The 22,647-nt window shown below is 71.2% G+C and carries 18 protein-coding genes; 7 read left to right on the top strand and 11 right to left on the bottom strand.

The features are described from left to right. Nucleotides 1–112 precede the first annotated feature (112 nt). Nucleotides 113–742, top strand: coding sequence for an HNH endonuclease family protein (locus AB0H37_RS02760; RefSeq protein ID WP_179837033.1), 630 nt, complete (start codon nt 113–115; stop codon nt 740–742). A gap of 112 nt (nt 743–854) precedes the next feature. Then, nucleotides 855–1,424 (top strand): putative glycolipid-binding domain-containing protein, encoded by a 570-nt coding sequence (locus AB0H37_RS02755; protein WP_329086637.1) that lies wholly within the window; start codon nt 855–857, stop codon nt 1,422–1,424. Nucleotides 1,425–1,446: 22 nt separating this feature from the next. On the opposite strand, the gene AB0H37_RS02750 is transcribed toward AB0H37_RS02755, so the two are convergent. Together AB0H37_RS02750 and AB0H37_RS02745 are read right to left on the bottom strand one after the other, a co-directional pair. Next, complete coding sequence (locus AB0H37_RS02750; RefSeq protein WP_360610928.1) at nt 1,447–2,379, bottom strand: aminoglycoside phosphotransferase family protein; 933 nt, start codon at nt 2,377–2,379, stop codon at nt 1,447–1,449. A gap of 110 nt (nt 2,380–2,489) precedes the next feature. Then, nucleotides 2,490–4,082 carry a Coagulation factor 5/8 type domain-containing protein gene (locus AB0H37_RS02745; RefSeq protein ID WP_329086641.1) on the bottom strand — a complete coding sequence of 531 codons (1,593 nt, stop codon included), beginning with the start codon at nt 4,080–4,082 and terminating at the stop codon, nt 2,490–2,492. A 550-nt stretch (nt 4,083–4,632) separates the two neighbouring features. Between AB0H37_RS02745 and AB0H37_RS02740 the strand changes: the two genes are divergently transcribed. After that, complete coding sequence (locus AB0H37_RS02740) at nt 4,633–6,192, top strand: FadD3 family acyl-CoA ligase (protein ID WP_360610926.1); 1,560 nt, start codon at nt 4,633–4,635, stop codon at nt 6,190–6,192. A gap of 6 nt (nt 6,193–6,198) precedes the next feature. Here AB0H37_RS02740 and AB0H37_RS02735 read toward each other — a convergent pair whose 3' ends face one another. The 5 genes from AB0H37_RS02735 to AB0H37_RS02715 all read right to left on the bottom strand — a co-directional run bounded on the left by AB0H37_RS02735 (nt 6,199) and on the right by AB0H37_RS02715 (nt 9,628). Next, a complete protein-coding gene (locus tag AB0H37_RS02735; RefSeq protein ID WP_329086645.1) occupies nt 6,199–7,101 on the bottom strand; it encodes an acyl-CoA dehydrogenase family protein in 903 nt (300 codons plus the stop codon). Then, nucleotides 7,098–8,282, bottom strand: coding sequence for an acyl-CoA dehydrogenase family protein (locus tag AB0H37_RS02730; RefSeq protein ID WP_360610924.1), 1,185 nt, complete (start codon nt 8,280–8,282; stop codon nt 7,098–7,100). Before AB0H37_RS02730 ends, AB0H37_RS02735 begins: the two co-directional genes overlap by 4 nt. Nucleotides 8,283–8,426: 144 nt before the next feature. Further along, nucleotides 8,427–8,558, bottom strand: a complete 132-nt coding sequence (locus AB0H37_RS02725) for a hypothetical protein (RefSeq protein ID WP_360610922.1) — start codon at nt 8,556–8,558, stop codon at nt 8,427–8,429. A 157-nt stretch (nt 8,559–8,715) separates the two neighbouring features. Then, entirely contained in the window at nt 8,716–9,120 is a 405-nt protein-coding gene (locus AB0H37_RS02720) for a nuclear transport factor 2 family protein (RefSeq protein WP_360610920.1), read from the bottom strand. 67 nt (nt 9,121–9,187) lie between these two features. Next, nucleotides 9,188–9,628, bottom strand: coding sequence for a VOC family protein (locus AB0H37_RS02715; protein WP_329086651.1), 441 nt, complete (start codon nt 9,626–9,628; stop codon nt 9,188–9,190). Between the two features lie 262 nt (nt 9,629–9,890). Here AB0H37_RS02715 and AB0H37_RS02710 point away from each other — a divergent pair, with 262 nt between their 5' ends. Continuing rightward, complete coding sequence (locus AB0H37_RS02710; RefSeq protein WP_179837024.1) at nt 9,891–10,667, top strand: NYN domain-containing protein; 777 nt, start codon at nt 9,891–9,893, stop codon at nt 10,665–10,667. A 110-nt stretch (nt 10,668–10,777) separates the two neighbouring features. On the opposite strand, the gene AB0H37_RS02705 is transcribed toward AB0H37_RS02710, so the two are convergent. Both AB0H37_RS02705 and AB0H37_RS02700 read right to left on the bottom strand, forming a co-directional pair. Beyond that, on the bottom strand, nt 10,778–12,070 hold the full coding sequence (locus tag AB0H37_RS02705; RefSeq protein ID WP_360610917.1) for a phosphodiester glycosidase family protein: 1,293 nt from the start codon (nt 12,068–12,070) through the stop codon (nt 10,778–10,780). A 462-nt stretch (nt 12,071–12,532) separates the two neighbouring features. Continuing rightward, nucleotides 12,533–15,694 (bottom strand): tetratricopeptide repeat protein, encoded by a 3,162-nt coding sequence (locus AB0H37_RS02700; RefSeq protein ID WP_360610915.1) that lies wholly within the window; start codon nt 15,692–15,694, stop codon nt 12,533–12,535. A 202-nt stretch (nt 15,695–15,896) separates the two neighbouring features. Between AB0H37_RS02700 and AB0H37_RS02695 the strand changes: the two genes are divergently transcribed. After that, nucleotides 15,897–17,117: a hypothetical protein gene (locus tag AB0H37_RS02695; RefSeq protein ID WP_360610913.1), complete on the top strand. Its 1,221-nt coding sequence runs from the start codon at nt 15,897–15,899 to the stop codon at nt 17,115–17,117. Nucleotides 17,118–17,119: 2 nt separating this feature from the next. Beyond that, complete coding sequence (locus tag AB0H37_RS02690; RefSeq protein WP_360610911.1) at nt 17,120–18,358, top strand: hypothetical protein; 1,239 nt, start codon at nt 17,120–17,122, stop codon at nt 18,356–18,358. Nucleotides 18,359–18,817: 459 nt separating this feature from the next. Here the strand turns inward: AB0H37_RS02690 and AB0H37_RS02685 are convergent, their stop codons facing one another. Then, on the bottom strand, nt 18,818–20,965 hold the full coding sequence (locus AB0H37_RS02685; RefSeq protein ID WP_360610909.1) for a tetratricopeptide repeat protein: 2,148 nt from the start codon (nt 20,963–20,965) through the stop codon (nt 18,818–18,820). 194 nt (nt 20,966–21,159) lie between these two features. Between AB0H37_RS02685 and AB0H37_RS02680 the strand changes: the two genes are divergently transcribed. Beyond that, a complete protein-coding gene (locus tag AB0H37_RS02680; protein WP_360610907.1) occupies nt 21,160–21,525 on the top strand; it encodes a hypothetical protein in 366 nt (121 codons plus the stop codon). 19 nt (nt 21,526–21,544) lie between these two features. Here AB0H37_RS02680 and AB0H37_RS02675 read toward each other — a convergent pair whose 3' ends face one another. Further along, complete coding sequence (locus AB0H37_RS02675; RefSeq protein WP_329086654.1) at nt 21,545–22,501, bottom strand: DUF5954 family protein; 957 nt, start codon at nt 22,499–22,501, stop codon at nt 21,545–21,547. Between the last annotated feature and the right edge of the window lie 146 nt (nt 22,502–22,647).

The raw sequence follows: 22,647 nt of genomic DNA, 5'->3' as shown, positions 1-22,647 counted from the left end.
CAAAGCGTGACATTTATTCGGATTTGTCGAAAATGTAACCGTCGCAGTGCCGTCGTTCCCGCTCCCCCTCGGGGCCCCCGCCCCGGCCCGGGACGACAGCGGAAAGGCACCGATGCGACGACTTCTCACGCTCGCGCTCCCCGCCGCCCTGAGCGCGGCACTGCTCGGCGCGGCGGCCGCGCCCGCGTCCGCCACACCGCCCAACATCCCGTCCGCCGCCACGGCCGCGAGCCGCCTGGCCACCCTCACCGTGGCCGCCGAATCGCACGGGAGCACCTACGACCGCGACCTGTTCCCGCACTGGATCACCATCTCCGGGACGTGCAACACCCGCGAGACCGTGCTCAAGCGGGACGGCACGAACGTCACCACCGACTCCGCGTGCGCCGCGACGTCCGGCAGCTGGCACTCGCCGTACGACGGCGCCACCTGGACGCTCGCGTCCGACCTGGACATCGACCACATGGTGCCGCTCGCCGAGGCGTGGGCGTCCGGCGCCTGGTCCTGGACGACGTCCCGCCGCCAGTCGTTCGCCAACGACCTCGGCGGCCCCCAGCTGTGGGCCGTCACCGACAACGTCAACCAGGCGAAGAGCGACAAGGACCCGGCCGAGTGGCAGCCGTCGGTCGGCTCCTTCCGCTGCACCTACGCCCGCGCCTGGATCCAGGTGAAGTGGTACTACGGCCTCACCGTGGACAGCGCGGAGAAGAGCGCGCTCAACACGATGCTCGGCACCTGCTGACCGACCGTCCCACCGCCCGCACCGGCGCCCGCGAGAACCCTCTCGCGGGCGCCGGTGCGGCGTCCTCCGACCGGCCCTGCTGGTGTCCTCCCCTGGTGACAGGATGGCGGGCATGACGTTCGCGGAACCCCCGGAAACGGCCGCCTGGCAGCATCGTGAGGCGCGCACCGGCTTCGAGGTCCTCCAGATCGCGCGGTCGGGCGGAGGCTGGCGGCTGCACGGCACGACGACCGCCGTGGAGGACGGCGCGCCGTGGACCGTGGACTACGTGATCGAGGTCGACGGGCGTTGGCGCACCCGCTCCGCCAGGGTCTCGAACCTGCTCGACGGGGGTCCGGGAGAGGTGGTCGTCCGCCAGGTCCGGGAGGGACGCTGGACGGTCGACGGCCGGCCCGCGCCCGACCTGGACGGCTGCCTGGACGTCGACCTGGAGTCCTCGGCGATGACCAACGCGCTTCCGGTGCACCGGCTCGACCTGCCCGCCGGCGGCACCGCGGAGGTCCCGGCGGTCTACGTCCGGGCCGCCGATCTGAGCGTCGGCCGGCTCGAACAGACCTACACGCGCGGGGGCCGCGCCGCCTACGACTACGCGGCCCCCGCGTTCGACTTCACCGCCCGGCTCGTCTACGACGACGCGGGGTTCGTGCTGGAGTACCCGGGCCTCGCGACCCGCCGCGCCTGAGCAACGGCCCGCCTCTCCCAGGTCATCCGGCCCGGTGGCGGAGGAGAGTGGTGGCGATGGCGACCTGGGCGGGGTCCAGGGCGGTCTCGCCGTCCTCGACGTCCCACAGCGCGTTCTGCAGCACGCGGCCGAGCGTCCAGCCGGTCGCCCGCCGCCTGTCCAGGCCGAGGGCCTCGGTCAGCAGGTCGAAGCGGCGCAGGACCGTGCGGGTGACGTCGCCGCTCGCGACCACCTCGTCCCAGCGGTTGTCCAGCGCCGGCAGCAGGTCGAAGCCGGGGTCGCCGGCGAGGGGCTTCGGGTCGATGGCCAGCCAGGGTTCCCGCTCCCCGGCGAGGACGTTGTCGTAGTGCAGGTCCCAGTGCAGCAGGCGGTCGCCGGGTTCGCCGACCAGTTCGGCCACGGCGGACGCGCACGTCCGCACCAGCCGCCGGTCGGCCGGGTCGCCCAGCACGGGCACGGCGGCGGGAACCTGGTCGAGCATGGCGGCGGCGATGTCGGCCAGGTGGCGCAACCCCTCGGGCGCGGGCCGCGCGACCAGGCGCACCAGCAGTTCGGCCAGGACTCCCACGGCGGTGTCGTCGTCGGGCACCGATGACAGCGGCCGGGTCGCGTCCAGGCGTTCGAGCAGCATCGTGCCGGTGTCCGGGTCGTGGTCGAGCAGGCGCACCGCCCCGTCGCCGTCCCATACGCGCAGGCCCACCGGTTCGGTGGCGTGCTCGTCGGTGACCGTCTGGAGCTTGAGCGCGGCCGGCGTGCCGTCCGCGCGGGTCACCGGGAGCACGAGCGAGGCCATGCCGTGCCGTCCCGGACCGTCCAGGCGCAGGGTCCAGCGGTCCAGGAAGCCGGCGGCCAGGTCGGGCAGCGCGGCGATCCAGGCGCGCCCGGACGCGCCGCTGTGCTTGCTGTACGAGGCGGCCAGCGCCTCGGGGACGTCGATGCGGATCGACGTGTTCATGGTGACGTCTCCTTCGTGGGTTCCGTTCTCGGTCGGGTGTCACGAAGGAGACGTCGGCGGTGCCCGGCTCGCGGGCAGGGGTCAACGCATGGCCCCAGGCTACCGATCTTTCAGGAGGGCGCGGTCTCGGCGCCGCGCCACAGCCGCAGGTAGACCTCCGCGCCGCGCGCCATGTCCTCGGTGATCTCCGGTCCGCCCACCGCGCGGAGGTCGGCGATCCAGTCGGGGACGAGGCCGTAGTTCGCGACGCCGTCGGTGTTGAGGTCCCAGGTGCGCAGCCCGGCGCGGAGGCGGTCGAGCTTCACCGCCGGGTCGATCGGCGAGGTGAAGGGATAGCGCAGCGGGCCCGCGTCACCGCCCGTGCGGGGCTCCGGCAGCGCGCCCATGCCGTTGGCGTCGAGCCCGTACCCGTAGCCGAACGGGCGGGCGGGATCGCGCTGGGCCTTGTTGCGCCGCCACTCGTCGGTGAACCGGTCGGCCGCGCTCCCGTACCCGGCCACCATGCCGCCGAGCCGGTAGACGCGGGGCAGGTAGGTCGCGTCCATCCAGCTGTGGGACGAGATGACGCCGGGGTACCGCGCGGCCTCCAGGACGCCGAGGGCCTGGCCGGCGGCCTTGGCGCTCATGTGGTCGATCTCGACGATCATGTGCCGCTTCATCATCCCCTGGATCATGTACGCGCCGAGGTCGCTGAGCCCCCGGACGTTGCAGTGCGGGGCGCTCGGATAGATCGGGAGCGTGATCCCCGCGAGCCCGAGCAGCTTCAGGATCGGTTCGAGGGCGTCGCCGACCTCGCCCGCCGGGGCGATCGTGTTGTCGTGGGCGGGGCCCTTGCACGTCTCGGCCTGCCAGAACCGCCCGGTGCCGACGAAGTTGGCGAGGTTGACGAACGCGCCCGCCACGCCGCCGTCGAACCGCACGCCGCACAGCGCGTTGTCGTACTTGTGGCACACGAACATCGAGGCCACGCCGAGGCTCCGCGCCTCGTCCAGACCCCGGTCGATGTCGGCGCGGGTGCAGGCCGGGGCGCCGCCCACGAGCCGGCAGCCGAACGGCTCGGAGGTCTCGATGCCGAGGACGACGGCGAGCTTGCCCTCCTCGATGACCTGGCGGGCCTGCGCCGAGTCGCGCACGATCCGGAACCAGCCCTTGCCGGGGCCGCCGCTGCGCTCGTCGATGAAGCTCTGCATCTCCCGCATCCGCTGCGCCTGGACCCGGATCGAGGCCATCTCGTCGCAGGGGGTGCGCTTGAGCGGATAGATCTCGCAGAGCTGCCGGTTGTCCACCAGGTGGTTGACGAGGACGCGCTGCCCGGCCCGCCAGGACCGCTCCAGCCATTCGTAGTAGACCTGCTGGTGGGTGCGGGAATCGTAGGCGGGCCAGTCCTTGAACGTCGGCCAGCCGGTCGGGTCGTGGGTCCCGAACGGGCTGCCGTACCTGAGGAAGTTCTCCCACCAGGCGAGCACCCCGTTGCCGGCGTGGTCGGGGCAGTCGCGCAGCGCCTCCTGGATGCCGCGCGGGTCGAACGGCTTGCCGCACATGAGCGCGCCGCCGAACGCCTCGTACGCCATCAGGTGGCTGTGGGCGTCGATGTAGCCGCGCACCTCGCGCGGTTCGCCCTCCGCATGCGCGCGGGGGACGGGCAGAAGAGCGAGCAGGAGAACGAGGAGGATCGGAACGCAGGTGGCACGGCGGACGGGCATGGGGCACCTCGGCCGGGGAGACGTCCAGTGGCTCTCAGCCGAGTGAAACACCGATCCGAGAAAATGTGAATAGTCCTCACATCGTCGCCGGTCAGGCGAGCGGCACGCGCGCGACGGCCAGGCCTCCGACCTGAGGCGACGACCTGCAAAGAGAGAAGAGTCCCGGTGGGAGTGGCGCACGACCACCCCACCGGGATTCGATATCAGGGTTCCGCCCAGGCGGAGCCCTTACTCAGCGCTGGTGCTCACAGCGCCGCCGGCGGCCGCGGCGCCCCCGGCCCGCCCGGGGTCTGCGGCGGCTTCGGAAGCGGAGGCGGGTACGGCGTGGCGCAGAGCGTGGCGTGATGCATCGCGTCGATCCTTTCGGTTGGGCGACCGTCGGTCGCATCTCGGTGAAGATCGTCCGCGCCACGCGATCTTCGGCAACCCGGACGCGGGCCGGATGGGTCCAGACCGCGCCTACACCTTGCGCGCGTGCGGACGAGACCGGCGTACCGGTCACCGGGACGTCGGCGGCCGGGCGGGGGCGCGGCCGGGATGATGGTGGCTCATGAGCGAGCTGACGGTTCCGGGGTTGGTGGCGCGGGCGGCGAGGGAGTTTCCGGACGCGGAGGCGGTCGTGGACGGGGACGTCCGGGTCACCTACGCCGAGCTGCGGGAGCAGGTCCGCCAGGCGACGGGCGCGTTCGCCGGCGCGGGGATCGAGCCGGGGGACCGCATCGCCGTCTGGGCGCCGAACGGCCTGCGCTGGATCGTCACCGTGCTCGGCGCGCTCGGCGCGGGCGCGACGCTCGTCCCGCTCAACACCCGCTACAAGGGCGACGAGGCCCGGTGGCCGCTCTCCAAGGCCGGGGCGAAGATCCTGTTCGTGGAGGACGGGTTCCTCGGCATCGACTATCCCGGCATGCTCGGCGCGGACGGATCCGGCGTCCCCGGGCTGCCCGCGCTGCGGACGGTCGTCACCTTCAACGGCGCCGCGCGCCCGGGAGTGATCTCCTGGGACGACTTCACCGCCAAGGCGGCGCCCCCGGACGAGGCGGACGCGCGGGCGGCGGCCGTCGCGCCGGACGACGTCGCCGACATCCTGTTCACCTCCGGGACCACCGGCAGGCCCAAGGGCGCCATGGTCACGCACGAGCAGAACGTCCGCACCTACCAGGCGTGGGCGGGCCGCACCGGCGTGCGGGCCGGCGACCGCTACCTCATCGTGAACCCGATGTTCCACACGTTCGGCTACAAGGCCGGCGTGCTGGCGTGCGTGATGCAGGGCGCCACGATGGTGCTGCAGCGCACGTTCGACGTCCCGGAGACGCTGCGGCTCATCGAGCGGGAGAGGATCACCGTCCTGCCGGGGCCGCCGACCATCTACACCGCGCTCCTGGACGCCCCCGGCCGGGACGAGCGCGACCTGTCGTCCCTCCGGCTGGCGGTGACGGGCGCGGGGGACGTGCCCGTCGCGCTGGTGCGGCGTATCAAGGACGAGCTGTTCCCGCAGGTCGTGACCGCGTACGGGCTGACGGAGTCGTCCGGCACGGTCTCGGCGTGCTCCGTGGACGACGACGACGAGACCATCTCCACCACGTCCGGCAGGCCCATCGCCGACGTCGAGGTCGCGATCGTCGACGGCGAGGGCGAGCGGGTCCCGGCCGGGACCGACGGCGCGATCCTCGTCCGCGGCTACAACGTCATGAAGGGCTACCTGGACGACCCGGAGGCGACCGCCGAGACGGTCCGCGACGGCTGGCTCGACACCGGCGACCGCGGGCGCGTCGACGGGCGCGGCAACATCACCATCACCGGCCGCACCAAGGAGATGTACGTCGTCGGCGGATTCAACGTGTACCCGGCCGAGGTCGAGAACGTCCTCGCCCGCCACGACGCCGTCGCCGAGTCGGGCGTCGTCGGCGTCCCGGACGCGCGCATGGGCGAGGTGGGGCGCGCCTACGTCCGGCTCCGCCACGGCAGGACGGCCACGCAGGACGAGCTGGTCGCGCACTGCCGGGAGCGGCTCGCGAACTTCAAGGTCCCCCGGGAGGTCGTCTTCGTGGACGACCTCCCGAAGACCGCGTCCGGCAAGATCTGGCGCGTGAAGCTCAAGGAGCGCCTCTGACCGCGTCTAGAGCGCGGCGACGACCCGCGCCCTGTGCTCGGCCACGGTGCCCCACGCCGAGTACAGGGCCCGCGCCTTGCGGATCCACAGCGACGGGTCGTACTCGTCGGTGTAGCCGATCGCGCCGTGCACCTGGAGCGCGGTCTTGGCCATCCCGTAGGACGCCTCGGACGCGGCGACCTTCGCGGCGGACACGTCCCGCGCGAAGTCCGGCGTCCCGTACGCCAGCGCCGCCCCGTACACCAGCGGGCGGGCGAACTCCAGCTCGACCATCGCGCTCGCCAGATGGTGCTTGATCGCCTGGTACTCGCCGATCGGGCGGCCGAACTGCCGCCGGGTCCTGGCGTACTCGACGGACACCTCCAGCAGCGCCCGCCCGAGCCCGACCTGCTGCGCCGCGCACAGCAGCACGCCGAGGTCGGTGAACCCCGCCCCCTCGGGGACGCGGAACAGCCGCCGCGCCGGGTCGAGCGACGTCACGGCCGCCCCGGTCGCCCTGCGCTCGACGCCGTCGACGGTGAGCACCAGGTCGGCGACGTCGGCGTCCAGCGCGTGCGGGACGGCGAGCGTCACGACCGCCTCGCCCTCGGCGATGCGCGGCAGCCACGGCGACCCGCCGAGCAGCTCGGCGGCGGCGAGCGTCTCCACGTAGGGGCCGGGCGCGGCGGCCCGCCCCAGCTCCTCCGCCGCGACGGCCAGTTCGACCGGCAGCAGTCCGGCGCCGCCCGCCTCCTCCGGGACGGCCACCGCGAACGCCCCGGCCTCGGCGACCGCCGACCACAGCGCGCGCCCCGGCCCGGCGTCCCCGTCCGCCCAGGCGCGGGCCGCCTCGGCGGTGCCGGGCCCGCCCAGCAGCTTGCGCAGCGTCTCGCCGAACATCCGCTGCTCGGCGGAGAGAACGAACTTCACCGGGACCCCCTCGGCAGGCCGAGCAGCCGCTCGGCGATCACGTTGCGCTGGATCTCGTTCGTGCCCGCGTAGATGGGCCCGGCCAGCGAGAACACGTAGTTCTCCAGCCACTCGGACTCCAGCTCGCCGTCCGGGCCGAGCAGGTCGAGCGCGGTCTCGTGCAGCGCCACGTCCAGCTCCGACCAGAACACCTTGTTCAGGCTCGACTCCGCGCCGATGTCGTCGTCCCGCGAGACCGTCTCGAACCCCTTGAGCCGGTAGGCCCGCGCCCTGATCCAGGCGTCCGCGACCCGGTCCCGCAGCGCGTCGCCGGAGGTGTCCGCGCGCTCCTTCCACAGCTCGACGAGCCGCTCGGCCGCCGCGGTGAACCGCCCGGGGCTGCGCAGCGTGAGGCCGCGCTCGTTGCCGGCGGTGGCCATCGCGACCCGCCAGCCGTCCCCGGCCGTGCCGATGACGTCCTCGTCGGGGACGAAGACACTGTCGAGGAACAGCTCGGCGAACGCGGGCTTGCCGTCCAGCCGCCCGATCGGGCGGACCGTCACGCCCTCGGTGTCCAGCGGGAACATCACATAGGTGAGCCCCTTGTGTCTGTTCACTGTGGGGGGACGACCCCCCACACCCCCCGGTTCGCTCCGCTCGTTTCCGGACGACTCGGGATCGGACCGGAACAGCCCGAACCCCCGGTCGGCGAACGCGGCGCGCGAACTCCACGTCTTCTGCCCGTCCAGCAGCCATCCGCCGTCGGTGCGGGTCGCCGTCGACCGCAGGGCCGCCAGGTCACTGCCCGCGCCCGGCTCCGACCACGCCTGCGCCCAGATCACCTCGCCGGCCGCCATCGGCGGCAGGATCCGCGCGAGCTGCTCGGGCGTCCCGTGCTTGAGCAGCGTCGGCGCCAGCAGGTTGATGCCGTTCTGGCTGACCCGTCCCGGCGCCCCCGCCGCGTAGTACTCCTCCTCGAAGACCAGCCATTGCAGCACCGACGCGCCGCGCCCGCCGTACTCCTCCGGCCACGACACCACGCCCAGCCGCGCCGCCCCGAGCGTCCGCTCCCATTCCCGGTGCGCCGCGAAGCCCTCCCCGGTCTCCAGCGACGGGAGGGGGCGCGCCGGGACGTGCTCGCGCAGCCACGCCCGCACCTCGCCGCGGAACTCCTCGTCCGCCGCCCCGAACTCAAGATCCATGCGACCCTCTTTCTAACAACTGTTTGGTAGAGTAACCGCCCCTCGCCACCCCCGCCTCCCCCTCCCGCCCAGTGAGATCCAGGCGGCCGGAAGACCTTCGGGGCGCCGCCGCTTTCGCGTCTGCGGAATCTTCGTTCGTGGGGCTCATGGGCCGCCCGCCGTGACGACCGTCCCCGGCCTCGTCTGGGAGGGCGGCAGGGGCGGCAAGATGCGCGCCCGCTCGGGGGAGCGGAGGTTGTGGGCGACACCGCCCGCCTCGACGTCACAGGCGATCACGCGGGCGAGGATGCCTGCGGGGTCCTCGCCGTCGGTCAGGTGACCGAGAATTCGAGAAGGAGCAGGGCCACCGGCCGGTCGAAGCCGAGTCGCGGTGGCCCTGGCCAGGATCACGTCCGGCTCGCGCGGGAAGCGGTCGCGCGAGCCGGACGGACGGTCAGTCGCCGAAGTAGGCCTTGGCGACGGCGTAGGTGTCCTCGTAGAGGTGGTAGCGGGTGATCCGCCCGTCCCGGACCGTGGTGTGCAGGACGAACGCGGTGTCGATGTCCCGGCCCGTCTTCTTGACCTCGGAGACCATGTGCCCGATGAGCACGACATCGTCGCCCTCGGCGACGACCTGGTGGAGGTCGAGTTCTTTGGCCTGCACATGGGTCTGAAGCAGCTCGAAGAACGCCCGCATGCCGTCCGCCGAGTCGACCTCCGGTACCCACGGAATGCCCGGCGGGTGCGGGATCGAGAATGACACCGAGTCGGCGAACAACGCCGCCGCCTCCGCGCTCTTCCCCTCGGCGAGCAGCGGGAACAAACGCTGTACGGTCTGCGCCGGTGATTCTGCTGTCATGCGTGCCGACCTTACAGGCCGGACCTGCGGAGTAGGCCCGCCAAGTGCGGGTCCGCGTCGGCGGCTCTCAGCTCAGCTGCTCGGCGAGTCCGACGACGATGCCCTCGGGGCCGCGGACGTAGCAGAGCCGGTAGATGTTCTCGTACTGCACGATCTCGCCGACGAGTTCGGCGCCGCGGGCCCGCAGGCGGGCGACGACGTCCTCGATGTCGTCGACGGCGAACATGACGCGACGAAGCCCGAGCGTGTTCGCCGGCGCGTCCTTCGGTTCGGGGGTGATGGCCTTCGGCCTGTGGAACCTCGCCAGCTCCACTCGCCCGGGGCCGTCCGGGACCCGCAGCATGGCGACGTCCTGCCGGACGTCGTCGAGCCCGATGACACGCTCGGCCCCGCGCCATTCGAGTGGCCCCTGGCCCTCCAGCTCCAGGCCCAGTTCGACGAAGAACGCGATGACGGCCTCAAGGTCGTCGACGACGATGAGGACGTTGTCCATCCGCTGGACCGTCATGCCGGGTCTCCTCCGGGTGGCGCGGCCAGTAGCCGCTTCTGACCTTGGGACGGAGATGATAGGCCGTCCTCGGCATCCTCGGCCACGGAACAACCTCATGGTCGGCGAGGTGCGGGACGGCAAGGAGCCTGCGGGTGGGGTCCCGGCCTTGGATAATGAGGCCGGGGTCGCCTTGCCGGCGCAGGTCGAGCAAGGGGTGTACGACCTTTGACATGGTGAACCCGCTCGGGGCGAGCGGGGCGGAGGCTTTCGGGGGGCGCGTATGGTCAGCGAGAACACTGCCAGGCTGGCGGTGCTCATCGACTCCGACAACGCGCAGCCCGCGATCGTCGAGGCGCTGCTGGCCGAGGTCGCGAAGTACGGGACCGCGCACGTCAAGCGCGCCTACGGCGACTGGACCGGCACCAGCCTGCGGGGCTGGAAGGAGCAGCTGCTCGACCAGTCGATCCAGCCGATCCAGCAGTTCGCCTACACCAAGGGCAAGAACGCGACCGACGCGGCGATGGTCATCGACGCGATGGACCTGCTGTACTCGGACCGCTTCGACGGGTTCTGCCTCGTCTCCAGTGACAGCGACTTCACCCGCCTGGCCGCGCGCATCCGTGAGTCGGGCCTCACGGTGTACGGGTTCGGTGAACGCAAGACGCCCAAGCCCTTCGTGGCGGCGTGCGACAAGTTCATCTACATCGAGAACCTGCTGTACGACCAGAGTTCGACCACCCCGACCGCCGTGACGCTCAAACCGGCGCCCCCGACACCGGCCGCCAAGCTGAAGAAGGACGCCGCCCTCGTCAACCTTCTCCGCAACGCCGTGGAGGCGGCGTCCGACGAGGACGGGTGGGCCGCCCTCGCGTCCGTCGGCCACATCATCACCAAGCAGCGCCCCGAGTTCGACTCCCGCAACTACGGCTACGTGAAGCTCAACGAGTTGATCGCCGCGACGACCCTGTTCGTCCTGGACCGCCGCAGCCCCGGTGACGGCAAGGCGAACATCATCTACGTCCGCGACAAGCGCCACCAGGACAAGAAGCCGTCCTAGCCCCCCGCGCCAGGCGTTCGTGCGCGACGGGTGATCGGTGGGGCATGCGATGCGGGGCACCGTCCCTCGTCCTCGACGCCAGTGCCTCCAGCGAGCGGCCGTGGGCCCTTTCAGCGCCGGGCGCCCGGTGTGAAGACGCCGATGCCGTTGGCGACCGCGCGTTCTGATCCGTCCGAGGGGGCGTTGCGGACGGTCACCGAGGGCTCGCCGGGGGATCGCGCGACGAACGTCGACGAACCGCCGCCGTCGAGGTTCACGGCGTCGTCGGCACCCGCCTTGTCCAGCAGGGAAGCCAGCTCGGCGACGGTCACCCCGCCGCTTTGCTCGGACCTTCCGTCCACCACCACGAGGTAGAAGCGGCGGCCGTCGCGGCTCACCCCGGCGGCCGTGCGCGGCGCCGGGCCGGTGGCGCTCAGGCCGTCCAGCGGCCTGCCGTTCCGCAGGATCGGGAACCCGCCGACGGCGAACCGGAAGCGGACCGGCCCGGTGAAGCGGTAGGAGACCCGCACCCGGTCGCCGGGCTTGAGGCGGCGCAGCGCCTCGGCGCCCTTCTCCCTCCCGACCAGCACGGTCGTGCCGGACGGGATCGCGCCGCCGCCCACCGTGCCGGAGACCCCCGTCACCACGCCCCGGCGCACGGTCACCTCGGCGGTGTTCGTGCTGCACGGGTCGTTGCGCACCTTGTCCGTCCCGCATACCGCGCGCTGCCGGGACACCTCCCCCCATGCGGGGCCGAACGCCCCGACGCCGCCGACCGGGAGCGCGTACTGGTTGAGGCCGCGCAGGGCGATGGACGTCTTGCCGGAGCGGACCGTCCCGGTCAGGCGCAGGCGCGCCATGTGCCCCCGCCGGTCGGCGCCGACTCCGATGACGTCCTCGGCGGACGTGCCGGGCGGCAGCGGGGGGCCGAACCGCTGCCCGTCCGGGACGGCCCCCTTGAGCGGGCGGCCGCCGTCCACCTCCGGCCCGGACGACGACCCCGTGGGCGGCACCCCGGAATGGGTCTCGCTGATGTTGAAGAAGTCGCCGTTCACGCCCGCCACGGCGTGCTGCGCGTCCGCCATCGCCGACACCGTGCGCCGCGCGGCGACCACGGGCGGCCGCAGGAGGCCGACCCCGGCCCTGCGCAGGTCGACGCCCACCAGATCCCCGGCGACCCGGCCGCCGGCCCCGGACGTCTCGAACCTGCGGAACGTCGCGCCGGACGCGAGCTTCTCCGAGGAGGTGAACCGCACGTCCCCGACCTCGGCCGAGACCCGGGCCCGCGCCCCCGCCGCGTCCGCCCGCTCACCCGACCCCGCCCCGTCGCCGCCCGGCGGCGGGGGCACATCGGCTCGCGCCGGAATCCCTCCAAAGCCGACCGCCACGACTGCCGCCGCCGCAGCCACCTGCTTACGCGCCATTCGCTCGCCCTCTCGTTGACCACGGTGCGATTGATCATGGCGCGCGCACGGTTAAAACCTGGATGCTCGCACGCTAACATCGGTGCAAGATACATCGACGTTTGCGATAGACATCGCGGAGAGCCGCCCCAACAGCGATCGGGTGGGCCCGCACTTGGCGAACCCACCTGATGCGCAGTTGAGCAGCTCAGGTCATGTGCACCGTTCCAGCGGCGTGCGCCACCTCCGTTGTGAGCACCCAGAGGGCAGCCGTCAGGGGAAATATCAGGAGGCGTTTCATCGTGGAAAGCCTATCCTCTCCAATGAATCCGAAGGTTCCTCGGGTCGTAAGGAAAGTATAGGGGGTTTGAGGGCGGGACGGGATGACTGATCGGCAAGTCGAGCGATCAATACGATTATGGGGCTTATGTCAGAATTTTGCACGAATTAGCGCAATTGGTGTTTTAGTGCGCGGATCAATCCTTACGTCCCCGTGGCCTCGTCGAGGCGGCGGAGGCGGTTTCGGAGAATCTCAGCATCGGGCAGGTCGAGCGAGTCGAAGATCTGCGCGGCTTCCTGCCAGTACGCCCGGGTCTTGTCCTGGCCCTCGAGGTGCAGGAAGGCGCTGCCGAGACTCTCCAGCGTCTTGCCGATCTCGTCCGGCACGCCGATGCGGGCGGCGAGGTCGCGGGCCCGCTGGAGATGGTCGACGGCGGCCGGATAACGGCCGGACGCCGTCAGCGTCTCGCCCAGATGCCGGAGGGCGAGCGTCTCCTCATACCGCTCGTTGATGGACTGTGAGATCGCCAGCGCCCGTTCATGGTGAATAAGAGATTCACTGTATCGGCCGATATTGTGGAACGTGGCACCGATGCCGATCAGTGTCTCGACCTGGGTTCGCCGGTCGCCCAGTTCCATCGCCAGGGCGAGCGCCTTCCGGTAGTTCGCCAAGGCCGTCTCATGGTCGCCCGTGTGCCTGCTGACGTTGGCCAGGTTGATGAGCATGATCGCCCGGTGCTGGGGGCCGAGTTCCGCCGCCGCGGCGGCCGTCCGCCCGTAGTAGTCCACTGCCCGATCGACGGCTCCCATGCGGAGCATGAGATCGCCCATGTTGTTGAGGGCCATCGTCCCGCCGCGCGGGTCCCCGATCTCGGTAAAGATGGCCAGGGCCCGCAGGCGCAGTCGCTCGGCCTCCCGGTACCGGCCCTTGTACTCCAGGAATATCGCGGTGTGGTCGAGATTCTTCGCCTCGCCTCGCCGGTCGCCTAACGACCGGTAGATGGCGAGCGCTTCCTCGACGTGGGCGAGCGCCTCGGAAAAGCGGGAGCGATGCCAGAGGATGAGGCCGATGTGATCGAGGATGTTGGCCTCGCCGTGCCGCTCGTCGATCGACCGGAAAACCGCCAGCGCCTTTCCGGCGTCGTCCAGGGCGCTGTCGTACTCGCCACTGCGGAACCGGACGAGGCTGCGATCCGACAACGCGCGGCCGAGTGTGAGCCGGTCGCCGGTGTCGTGGAGGGCGGTGATGGCGCGAGAGTGGAGCCGTTCCGCCGTGTCCCAATGCCCCTGCGACTCCAGGTACCCGGCGAGGACCCGGGCGAGTCCGGCGACGTGGCCGGGCAGCCCGGCGCGGTCGGCTTCGGCGGCGGCGTTTAGCAGGCAGTGGTGCTCGGCGGCGAACCAGGCGGCGGCTTCCGCCTCGTCCGCCGGCGATCGGAGTTCCGGGAGCGGGACGACCGGCAGCGGGTCGCGCGCGGGGCGGTGCGAAAAGAGCAGCCGGTCGGCCCGCTCGGCCGTGGCGAGGTAGAAGTCGAGAACCCGGTGGAGGGTCCGGCGCCGCTCCTCGTCCGGATCGGCCACGCGGGTGAGGCGTCGGGCGTAGTCGTGCACGAGGTCGTGGAAGCGGTAGCGGCCGCTGACCGGTTCGATGATCAGGTGGCGGTCGAGGAGCTCCTCCAGGATCCGCTCGGCCTCCCGGACCGGGCGGGCGAGCGCGGCCGCGGCCGCGTGCGCCGTCAGATCGGGGCCGGGATGCAGCCCGAAGGCTCGGAAGGCGTCCCGGAGCGGTGTGGGAAGTCCGCGGTAGGAGACCTCGAACACGGTGGTGATCTCGCGGCCCTCGTCCCGCAACTCGTCGAGTCTCCGGTCGTCGGGAGTCAGGCGGGCGAGCAGGTCGCGTGTGCTCCACGCGCGGCGGTGCCGCAGCCGGCTCGCCGCCATGCCCACCGCGAGCGGCAGCCGCCCGCAGCGTTCGACCACCTCGGTGACGTCGTCGCCTGCCTCCGCGCGCCCGGCCCCCGCGATGCCGGTGAACAGGTCCGTGGCGTCCCGGACCGGCAGGACGTCCAGGGATAGCGGCCAGGAGTCGTGCAGCCCGGTCAGCCGGCGGCGGCTGGTCACGATCACCAGGCATCCGGCGGACGCGGGCAGCAGCGGCCTGACTTGGTCGTAGCCCGTGGCGTCGTCCAGGACGAGGATCGCGCGGCTTGCCGCCAGTTGGGAGCGCCACAGGGCGGCCCGCTCGTCCAGCGCCCGAGGCACCCGGGTCGCAGGGAGCCCGATCATGCGGAGCAGCGTGTCGAGCGCGTCCGCGGGTTCGAGCGGCTTCTGCCGGGGGTCGTGCGCGTGCAGCGAGAGGAACATGTGCCCGTCGGGGAAGTGGTCCGCCAGGCGGTGTGCGAGGCGGACGGCGAGCGTCGTCTTGCCGACGCCAGCCATTCCGTCGAGGGTGATGACGGTGACCGTGGACGCGCTTGGCGAGCTGTCGGACCCCTGGTCCTGCAGGGCCGGCACCATGTCGATGAGGTGCCGGAGCTCTTCGTCGCGTCCGACGAACACCCGCGGGTCGTGGGGCAGGTTGTGCGGACGCCGGTCGACGCTCAGCTGGGTTCCGGGGACCCGCAGCAGCGCCGGATCGGACCGCAAGATGCGCTGCTGGAGCTGCCGGAGCCCCGGCCCCGGATCCGTCCCGGACTTCTCCACGAGGAGGTCGTGGGTGCGCCGGTACACCTCCAGAGCCTCGGCCTGTCGCCCGCACCGGTACAGGGCCACCATCAGCCGCTCGACGGGTCGCTGGTCCTGCGGGTGCCGTTCCGTGAGGTCCGAAAGCTCGCGGATGAGGTCGGCGTGGTTACCGCGCTGGAGTTCCAGATCGATGCGGTAGAAGGCGGCGGCGAGCAGTTCCTGCTCCAGCAGGTGGCGGGTGCGCTCGGCCCAGTCGCCGGTCAGGTCGGCGAGCGGTTCGGCGCGGCAGAGCGCGGCCGCCCTGCGGTGGTGGTCCAGGGCGTACTCGTCGTCGCCGCTCTCGGCGATCGCCCGTGCCTGGTCGCGAAGCAATCGGAAACAGTGCAGATCGATTGACTCGTCCGCGACGTCGATCAGATAGGAGCCCTGCCGGGACACTAGGGCGGCGCCCTCGGCGCCTTCCAGCCGATGCCGCAAACGCGTCATATACGAGTGCAGACCCTGCCGGGCTTTGGCTGGCGGGGTATCGCCCCATACCCGCCGTATGAGAATCTCAGTGGGTACGGGTTGCCGCGGAGTCAACAAGAGCGCGGCGAGCACGCATCGCTCCTTGGTCGTTCCGAGGTCGCGCCGCTGGCCGTCGATCCACAGCTCAACGGGGCCTATGACGCGGAACTCCACCGGCGCCCCTTTGTGGAAATGTACTCCTGAGTCGATTTTTGCATCGGACGCCCGGTATGACCAGGGTTTTGGTCATAGTTCACATGGCCATCAGGGGCCGTCCCACTTACCGAGTCAGGCCGACTGCAAGGTTTCGTCAAGTTCCCCGATCGACACTCGAATCCGGAGGGCGGGTCATTTCCGATCCGCGACGGAGGAACGGATGGCAACATCCAAGGTCAAAGGGGGTTCCTTGACGGGGACAATGGGTTTCGAATGGCGCCGGGCCCTGAGCCGCTTCGATGTCGGCTGGTGGGGCGGCCTGGGGGATCGGCGCACCCTGCTCGTGGTGGTGGGCTCGCCCGAACTCGGCCAGCCCACCCTGGACGTGGCGCGACTGGCAGGCGCCGATCCGCGCCTGCGGGTGCTCTTCACAGCGCTCCCGGGGCCCGCCGAGGCCGCGGCTGACGCGCTCCTCAGGGACGCGGGCACCGTCCCGCTACCCTGGCGTGAGGCGAGAGCCGGCGACTTCGCACTGGTGGTAGCCGCGTCTCCCGCCCCCAGGGGCGGGCCGGCGGCGCCGATGATCGTGCTCCCGCAGATGAACGTGGAACCCACGCCACACAAGGCGCCTGCGAGAGGGCACGCTGGGCCGGTGGTCCTCGCTTGCGCTCACGAGTTGGACCGTCCTATGCCGGGTGGGGACAGCGCGGCCACGAAGGTGGTCGTGGTCGGTGACTCCGTCCATGACCGGATCGTCGCGAGCCTTCCGTTCCGGGACTTCTACAGGCGTGCACTCGGGGTGAACCGGCATCGCAAACTCGTCGTCGTGGCGCTTCCGGCCGCCGCCCCCCGGGCCCGTTGTGCGGGTGTCCAATGCGAGGCGGGAACTCTCGTGCAACGCCTGCTCGCCGAGCTGACACCCGTCGGCCACCAGGTCCTGAGCCTCTATGAGCCGGGACTCCATCCCTGTACAGGTGGGCTCAGCGTGGCCGATCTGCGTGGCGGTCTCGGGCTCCTGCCGCCGGAGGCGGACTGGCGTGCGGCCCTCGTCGCCGCAGACTGGATCATCGGCGCTCCGGGCCCGGTGACGCGGTACGGCACGATCACCGGCGTTCCGGTGCTGCTCACGGACACGCCGCCTCATGCGGTGGCACACGATTTCCCGAGCCCGTTCGCATGCGGCGTCCGGCTGATGCCGCATCGCCCTGTCCTGGAGCAGCTGTCCGATGCGGCGGTGCACTGGAGGCCGGACCGCGTCCGGCAGGCGGCCCGGCGGATCACGTCAGAGCCGGGGCGTTTCGACCGCGCGATACGCCGCACTATGTACAGGCTCCTGCGGCTGCCGCAGCCCGCGACGATCCCGGTCGCGGATCCGGTTTCGCCGCCCTTCCGCATCGAGTGCCCTGTTGACCATCCGATCGACGCTTGTCAAGGAGGCTGAGCATGGACGGCACGACTGATTCGTGGGAGCAGGGTCCGTTCGGGCTCGACGCCCGTAGGGGCTCGACGATGCCGGCGCAGCGCAGCGTCCTTGCGGTGGCGCACCATCTGACGGCGGCGACGCGGCTGGCGGACGTCATGCCGCTGCTGGAAACCGACCGGAGGGTGGCCGTCGCCTACACTGCCGCACCGGCGTCGATCTTCACCGGCGGACTGGACTCGCATCTGCGGGACCTCGGCGGACTGGTGCTGCCGTGGCGGCAGGCGGTCACGACCAGGTTCGACCTCGTCGTGGCGGCGAGTCATGGATTGCTGGAGAACCTGCACGGGCCCGTCATGACGATCCTGCACGGGGGCGGTCCCGGCAAGCTGCTCGGCCGCCTTCGCGGCATTGGCCCACCCGCCGCTCGACCTGTCACGGGCCTGATCAGGGAGCGGATCGTCGTCGCGGGACGGGTCGTGCCCTCGGCGATGGCCCTGGCGCACGAGCGGCATCTGAGAATGCTCGACCACGAGTGCCCGGAGGCGCGGCCCGTCGCTTTCGTCTGCGGAGACCCCTGTCTGGACAGGTTGACGGCGAGCCTGCCCCACCGCGAGGCCTACCGGCGAGCGCTGGGCGTCCAGCGCGACCGGCGGCTCGTCTTCGTCAGCTCCACCTGGGACCGGGACTCGCTGTTCGGGTCGCACCCCGACGTGCTCCTACGGGTTGCGTCCGAGCTGCCGCGCGACGAATATCAGATCGTCGCGGCACTTCACCCGCACATCTGGTCGTGGTATGGCAGGAGGCAGGTGCTGTCATGGCACACGGACTGCACGCGGCTCGGCGTTCGGCTGCTGCCGCCGGAGGAGGGCTGGCGCGCCGCATTGGTCGCCGCGGACCGGGTCATCGGCGACCACGGATCGGTGACGTATTACGGCGCGGCGCTGGGCGTGCCGGTGCTTCTCGGCGCGTTCCCGGAGGACAGCGTGGCACCTGGAACGCATACCGCGAGGCTCGGCACGGTCGCTCCTCGGGTCGACTGGACTCGGCCGCTCGTTTCTCAACTCGGCGAAGCCGCGCTGGCTTTCACCGGGCGAGTTCACGATGAGATGCGTCAGGACCTGAGTTCCAGGCCCGGGGAGGCGGCCCGCCTGATCCGGGCTGAGATGTACCGGCTGATGCGGCTCCGTGACCAAGCGCGCCCGCCGGACGTGTTACCCGTTCCGGTGCCGTGTCCGCCCACCCGCATGCGGGCGGCGTGATGGCCGCGCTGGTTCGGGTTTGGGAAGGCCCGACCGAGTTCCGAGACGCGGAAACGGTACGCGTCCTGGCCGGAGGCCAGGCACTCAGGCTGGTGCGCGTCCTGGAAAGCAGTGGTCCCCCGTCCCGGCCGCCGCTGGACGAGCATCTGGTGGCAGGGCCCGGTGAGACGTCCCAAAGCCTGCTGTCCTGCGCAGACGTGATCGTTCGCGCTGTCGGCGAGCCGACCCTGCGCCGGGCGGCCGTTCCGGGGTGTCTGGTGGTGGCCGAGAACACGCGGCACGGATGTCTCCTGGCCACGGACTGTTGGTCAGCACGGCTCGTCCCGGTCCTCGGCGAGAGGTGCACGGACGAGGACGCGTTGGCGTATGCGTCGGTGTTGCACGCCTGGATGGTGGCGGGCCGCCCGCTTGGCGCGCTTACCCGCCTCACCGTGGTTCGAGGAAATGCCCTCGCGAGGGTCAGGGTTCAGGCTCCGGTGGCACCGGCGACTCCGACCGTCCAGGCGGAATCTCGCCGAGCCGCGCCCTGACCGGCGTGGCCTGCGGCGAGCCGAGTTCGGTGTAGATGGCGAGCGCCTGCTCCAGGTAGCGGCGCTCGTCCGCCGGGGCATTCTGGTGCGCTGCCACCCGAGCGAGCTCCTGCAACGCGCCGGCCTCCACATGACGCGCGCCGGACTCCCGGGCGACGCCAAGGGACGCGTGGAATGCGTCGGTGGCCTCGTCCGGGCGTCCTGCCACCAGGCGGGCCTGGCCGAGACAGGTCAGGGTCCGGGCCTGATGGTACGGCTCGTCGAGTCGTGTGAACGTCTCGAGCGCACTGGTCAGCACCGCGTCGGCCTCGCTGTGCCGCCCCTCCGCGCTCAGCGCCTCGCCGATGTGCCGGTCCATCAGCGCGATGCCGCGCGGTCGGCCGAGAGCCGCGTGCACGTCCCGCGCCTCCGTGAACAGGTCGACAGCGCGCATCAGGTCGCCGGTGGCGAGCGCGACTATACCGAGCCCCTCCAGCGCTGCCGCTTCGCCGAGGCGGTGGCCCGACCGCCGTTCCAACGCGAGCGCGGCCTCGTACCGGTCCCGGGCGGCCTCCAAGTCCTGGAGGTTGAGCCAGGCCACGCCGAGACCCTCCAGCATCCGCGCCTGGGCGCGCGAGTCGTCGCAGCTTTGGGCGGCGGCGAGTCCGAGCTCGTACGTCCGGATCCACGCCCGGTAGTGCTTGCGGTGGAGAAACAACGGCCACATCGCCTCGCTGAGCTGCCATGTGACCGAATGCAGCCCGACCTCGTGCGCCTCCCGCGCCACGGCGGCCAGATTGTCGCGCTCCTGTTCGAGCCAGGCCAGCGCCGCAGGGCGGTCCCTGAGCGTGTTGTTTCGCTGACCGGTGGTGTAACGGTCACCTAGATGCCATCGCGCCGGCATCAGGAGGAGGTCGGCGGTGACTGCGGTCGTCAGATACGAGTCGGCCAGTCGGGCCAGCACCGTCTTGCGGTCGGGCACCGCTGCCGGTTCGCGGGCCTTGTCTCGAGCATGCAGCCGGACCAGGTCGTGGAACTGATAGCGCTCGTCTCCACCCTCGAGTAAGAGGTTGGCGTCCACCAGGCCGTCCAGCAGTTCGGCAGCGTGGTCTTCGTCGGCTCCGATCAAGGCCGCGGCGGTCGCCACGTCGAAGTCGGGCCCGGGATGGATGCCGAGCAGCCTGTACGCGCGCGCCTGCGCATCATCGAGCGCCTTGTAGGAGGTGTTGAAGACGGCATCCACCGAGATGTCTCCCTCTCCCGTACGCAGGGCGGAAAGACGGCGCGCTTCGTCGTCGAGCTCGGCGACGGCGCGGGCGAGCGGCCACCGCCGCCGGGCCGCGAGGCGGGCGCCCGACGCGCAGACCGCGAGCGGCAGCGTCCCGCACAGTGCCACCAGCGATCGGGCGTGCTCGCGTTCGGCGCCGATCCTGTCCGCGCCGATAAGATGCTCCAGCAGTTCCAGCGCACCCGGTACACCGAGCGGATCGACGTCCACGAAGCGTGCGCCGTCCACCACGAGCCCGGACAGCCGCCGCCGGGAGGTGACCACAACGAGCGACCCGCCTGCGCCGGGCAGCAGCGGCCTTACCTGGGCCGCCGAGACCGCGTTGTCCAGAAAGACAATAAGGCGGCGTCCCGTTGTCAGAGAACGGAACAGTGCCGCCTGCTCGTCGATGCTGGGTGGGATGTCCTCCGGGAGGGCGCCCAGCGCCCGCAGGAAGCGTTCCAACGGCTCATCCGGGGGGAGCGGCTCGGCTCCGGAGAATCCACGCAGGTCGACGAATAGCTGGCCCTCGTATTCGCTTTTCAGCTCGTGTACCCAGTTCAGGGCCAGCGTGGTTTTTCCGACACCGCCCGGTCCGGTGATCACCACGAGCCCCTGCCGACCTGCTCGGGTCCGCAGTTCCGCCATTTCATCGTGGCGGCCGGCGAACAGACCGGGCGCCGGCAGTTGAGCCGGAGCAGGAAGGGACGCGCTGCGCGGCATGGTGATATGGACACCGCCGGCGATGGAACCCGCCTGGACGCTGGAACCCGCTATCGTTCCGGTCAGTTCGTTGGCCCACCGGTCCCGTTCATCCGGAGACTGCACCATCGATCCATCCCATGACATGGCGGACGAGGGGATTCGCGTCCGATCCGCTGTTCAACTTACCTCTCGCTGTTCCGGATCGGCAATTTAAGTCGGCATTAATTGCCGTTTTGGTCGGAAAAATTCAGTGAGTAATGCCGGTTTTGGTGATTGGATTGTCGCGGGCCTCATGATGAACTGTGAGGGTGACAGATCCGATGACCGTTGCAGTCGCTACCGCGATGGCGGGCAAGGCCGTCGAGGTCGCCGGTGAACCCGTCCGGGCCGCTGTCGCCGAACTCTCCCGGCGGGTCCGGGAGAGATTCCGCGGCCGTCCGACCGATGAGGAGGCCCTGGCCAGGGCGACCGGCGATCCGGCGCCCGACCGGATCGCCGCCCTCGCAGGCGCCGTTCAACGCCTCATGAGCGAGGAGCCCGAGTTCGGCACAGAGCTGCGTAACCTCTGGAACCAGGCCCAGACCAACGCCGCCGCCACGAACGACGGCGTGGTCAATGTCCTCAACGGCCGGGCCGGGAAGGTGATCCAACTCAGGGACGTCCACGGAGACCTGAACATCGGCTGACCCCTCTTCGCGGCGTCGGTCAGCCGAAGGTGGGGAGGCCGTAGTGGTCCTGGTCGGACGGGCGGGGGGCCTCGGGGCCGTCGCGGCCGAGGCGGAGCATGCGGCAGACGCGGACCGTGCGGAACTCGCGGCCCCGGACGCTGAACAGGTGGCCCGACGTCGCCCGGATGCCGTCGGCGATCGCGGTCCACTCGGCGAGCTCGGCGTCCGACGGGGTGTCGCCCTGGAACTCGCGGAGCCTCGGCATCAGGTCGGTGAAGTGGCGCGCCAGCCGGTCGCGGGCCTCCTCCGGGTCGTCGCCGCCGGTGAGCGGGGCCCAGGCCGCGCCGTCGACCTCCACCGCGATGAAGGTGGGCGGGAGCAGCACGACGCCGGGGTGCGTGCGGATCGCGTGCCGCGCCTCCGTGCGGATCATGTCCGGGACGGTGCCGGCGACCGGCAGCCGCCCGACGAGGTTCAGCCGGAGCTGCGCCTCCCACGGGCCGCACGGCGCCGGCGGGTCGAGCAGGTGGTCGCGCAGCAGGCCGTCGGCGGTGAGGTCGGCGTCGGTGGACCGGGGCGGCTCCATCACCCGGTCGCCGAGCAGGATGAACTTCTCCACCCGGACGACGCGGTAGCGGCGGTCGCCGATCTCCCACTCGTCCTTGGCGAGCTGCTCGCCCTCCTCGGGGTCGAGCCGCGCGGCCGCCGCGAGCATCGCCCGGACGGTCGGGGGATCGGTCTCCTGCGCGGCGGAGGTGCGGAGGTCGATCGCGAGGTTGTAGCGGGCGGTGGCCGGGCCGTCCGCGCCCAGCGACCCGATCCGCCATTCTTTCCCGAATTGCACTGCGTAACCGAACTCGGGGGATCCCGCGGGAAAGAGCTTTGGATATCCCTGAATCCGCTCACCGAGTTCCCGATCTCGGACGTCCGCGACCGGATCGAGCCGGGCCACCACGTTGATGTGATCGTACCCGTGCATCAGCGGGAAGGTCATGCCCGCATCCTGGCCGGACGCGGCACCGCTCGCACGGCTTTTCCCGCATTCGAACGCCGGAAAGATTCGGTCTTGAGAGTATTTGCGAGGTTTATTTGGCGGGGCTGTTCGGCGAGGGTGACAACGACTTTCCTATCGTCCGGATG

The organism is Actinomadura sp. NPDC023710 (genome assembly GCF_040639875.1).
GTDB lineage: Bacteria > Actinomycetota > Actinomycetes > Streptosporangiales > Streptosporangiaceae > Spirillospora > Spirillospora citrea.
Note: the sequence above shows the minus strand (reverse complement) of the source record. Positions and strands in the feature narration are given on the sequence as shown.

Bases quoted from the DNA above. Each gene is read 5' to 3' on its own strand.
- AB0H37_RS02690 (WP_360610911.1), top strand. From the start codon at position 17,120: ATGGACGGCACGACTGATTCGTGGGAGCAGGGTCCGTTCGGGCTCGAC.
- AB0H37_RS02730 (WP_360610924.1), bottom strand. From the start codon at position 8,282: ATGGATCTTGAGTTCGGGGCGGCGGACGAGGAGTTCCGCGGCGAGGTG.
- AB0H37_RS02720 (WP_360610920.1), bottom strand. From the start codon at position 9,120: ATGACAGCAGAATCACCGGCGCAGACCGTACAGCGTTTGTTCCCGCTG.
- AB0H37_RS02745 (WP_329086641.1), bottom strand. From the start codon at position 4,082: ATGCCCGTCCGCCGTGCCACCTGCGTTCCGATCCTCCTCGTTCTCCTG.
- AB0H37_RS02750 (WP_360610928.1), bottom strand. From the start codon at position 2,379: ATGAACACGTCGATCCGCATCGACGTCCCCGAGGCGCTGGCCGCCTCG.
- AB0H37_RS02760 (WP_179837033.1), top strand. From the start codon at position 113: ATGCGACGACTTCTCACGCTCGCGCTCCCCGCCGCCCTGAGCGCGGCA.
- AB0H37_RS02680 (WP_360610907.1), top strand. From the start codon at position 21,160: ATGACCGTTGCAGTCGCTACCGCGATGGCGGGCAAGGCCGTCGAGGTC.
- AB0H37_RS02685 (WP_360610909.1), bottom strand. From the start codon at position 20,965: ATGGTGCAGTCTCCGGATGAACGGGACCGGTGGGCCAACGAACTGACC.
- AB0H37_RS02710 (WP_179837024.1), top strand. From the start codon at position 9,891: ATGGTCAGCGAGAACACTGCCAGGCTGGCGGTGCTCATCGACTCCGAC.
- AB0H37_RS02740 (WP_360610926.1), top strand. From the start codon at position 4,633: ATGAGCGAGCTGACGGTTCCGGGGTTGGTGGCGCGGGCGGCGAGGGAG.
- AB0H37_RS02755 (WP_329086637.1), top strand. From the start codon at position 855: ATGACGTTCGCGGAACCCCCGGAAACGGCCGCCTGGCAGCATCGTGAG.
- AB0H37_RS02705 (WP_360610917.1), bottom strand. From the start codon at position 12,070: ATGGCGCGTAAGCAGGTGGCTGCGGCGGCGGCAGTCGTGGCGGTCGGC.
- AB0H37_RS02715 (WP_329086651.1), bottom strand. From the start codon at position 9,628: ATGACGGTCCAGCGGATGGACAACGTCCTCATCGTCGTCGACGACCTT.
- AB0H37_RS02675 (WP_329086654.1), bottom strand. From the start codon at position 22,501: ATGACCTTCCCGCTGATGCACGGGTACGATCACATCAACGTGGTGGCC.
- AB0H37_RS02695 (WP_360610913.1), top strand. From the start codon at position 15,897: ATGGCAACATCCAAGGTCAAAGGGGGTTCCTTGACGGGGACAATGGGT.